The organism is Streptomyces sp. S3(2020) (assembly GCF_013044505.1).
Classification (GTDB): Bacteria; Actinomycetota; Actinomycetes; order Streptomycetales; family Streptomycetaceae; genus Streptomyces.
The window spans coordinates 1-2,076 of sequence record NZ_JABERD010000482.1; the positions used below are offsets into that span (position 1 = coordinate 1).

Here is a 2,076-nt window from a genome sequence, read left to right on the forward strand (position 1 = left end):
CGATGTGGTTTCGGCGGGGTGGCGGTCGAGTGGTCTGGCTTCGGGCGTTGGGTGGCAGTCGAGTGGTGCGGCTTCGGTTGTGGGGCGGTCAGGTGGGGCGGACATGGCCCCGCAGCTGCTCGACGGCGTGCGGCAGTGGCTTGCCGAGAGCGGGGCCGAGCCGACTCCCGCGCGGGTGGCGCAGGCGCTGCGGGAGCAGGGGCGGGTGCTCGGTGATGCCGAAGTCCTCGGGGCGGCCGAGCGGTTGCGCTCCGAACTGGTCGGCAGCGGTCCGCTGGAACCGCTGCTCGCCGACCCACGGGTGACCGATGTGCTGGTGTCGGCGCCGGACCGGGTCTGGGTGGACCGGGGCGGTGGGCTCGAACTCACCACCGTCGCGTTCCCCGACGCCGCCGCCGTACGACGGCTCGCGCAGCGCCTGGCCGCGGTGGCCGGACGTCGGTTGGACGACGCGCGGCCCTGGGCGGACGCCCGGCTGCCCGACGGGACACGGCTGCACGCGGTGCTGCCACCGGTGGCCGTCGACTGCACCTGTCTGTCGCTGCGGGTGGTGCGGCCGCGCGCGTTCACGCTCGACGAACTCATGGCGGCGGGCACGGTGCCGCCGGACGGGGACCGGGTACTGCGGGCGTTGATCGAAGCGCGGCTGTCGTTCCTGATCAGCGGGGGAACGGGCAGCGGCAAGACCACGCTGCTGAGCGCCTTGTTGGGGCTCGTCGGGCCGGGCGAACGGATCGTGCTGGCCGAGGACTCCGCGGAGCTGCGGCCGGACCATCCGCACGTCGTACGCCTGGAGAGCAGACCCGCCAACCAGGAGGGCGCGGGCCTGGTCTCGCTCGAGGACCTGGTGCGGCAGGCGCTGCGGATGCGGCCGGACCGGCTGGTGGTGGGCGAGGTGCGAGGGCCTGAAGTGGTGCATCTGCTGGCTGCCTTGAACACGGGACATGAGGGCGGCTGCGGAACGGTCCATGCCAACGCGGCAGCCGACGTCCCGGCCCGGCTGGAGGCGCTCGGCACGGCCGCAGGACTCGACCGGGCCGCGCTGCACAGCCAGTTGGCGGCCGCACTGTCCGTCGTCCTGCATCTCGCCCGCGACCGCGACGGGCGGCGCCGGATCGCCGAGGTGCGGGTGCTGGAACGGGATCCGTCGGGGTTGGTGCGGACGGTGCCGGCGCTGCGGTGGGGCGCGGAGGCGTTCGTGTACGAGCGGGGGTGGGAGCGGCTGCGGGGGCTGCTCGGCGCCGCGTGGGCCGACAGGGGGCGTGGTGATGGGTGAGGTGTCGACGGGGGCTGTCCTCGTGTGTGCCGGGGCGGCGGTCTGGCTGTCGGTCGGGTGGCGTTCCGGGGCGCGGCGAGCGGAGTTGCTGCTCGCCGGGGCCGGTGGGGCGGTCGGGACCGGGCCGCCGGTCTGGCGGCGACTGGCCGGTGGAGCGAGGCGGCTGGGGAGCGAGTGGTGGTCGCCGGCGGCCGGACTGGGGCTGGCCGCGCTGGGGGCCTCGGTGCTGCCGCTGGTCCTGGGGGCGGCCGGGGTGCCGTTGTTGCGGCGGGTGCGGTTGGCGCGCGAGACGCGGCGAGCCCGGGAGTGCCGAGGGGACGCGGTCATCGCGTTGTGCGCGGCGCTCGCCGGAGAGGTACGGGCCGGACGGCAGCCGGGTGAGGCCCTGTTGCGTGCCGCCCGCGACTTCGAGGGGCTGGGGGAGGCGCAGCCGGCGGTACTGGCGGCCGCGCGGTTCGGCGGGGACGTACCGGGTGCGCTCGCGGGCGCCGCACGACAGCCGGGGGCGGAGGGGCTGTTGGGCCTCGCGGCCTGCTGGCGGGTCGCGGTGGACCGGGGAGCGGGGCTCGCGGCCGGACTCGAACGCCTCGAAGCGGCGTTGCGCGCGGAGCGCGACCAACGTGCCGATCTGCGTGCTCAGTTGGCGGGCGCCCGCTCCACGACGGTGATGCTCGCCGGGCTGCCGGCCCTCGGACTGCTCCTCGGCACGGCCCTCGGCTCCGACCCGCTCCACGTCCTGCTGCCCACCGGGCCCGGTCTGGGCTGTCTGGTGATCGGCGGCCTGCTGGAAGGGGTGGGGG

2 protein-coding genes are annotated in these 2,076 nt (G+C 76.0%); both read left to right on the top strand.

The window, feature by feature from the left end:
* Positions 1-103: 103 nt before the first annotated feature.
* Entirely contained in the window at positions 104-1,276 is a 1,173-nt protein-coding gene (locus tag HLK59_RS49755) for a TadA family conjugal transfer-associated ATPase (RefSeq protein ID WP_171148287.1), read from the top strand.
* Positions 1,269-2,076, top strand: an 808-nt coding sequence (locus HLK59_RS49760; RefSeq protein ID WP_171148288.1) for a type II secretion system F family protein, incomplete at its 3' end; no start/stop codon positions are given. The genes HLK59_RS49755 and HLK59_RS49760, both read left to right, overlap by 8 nt.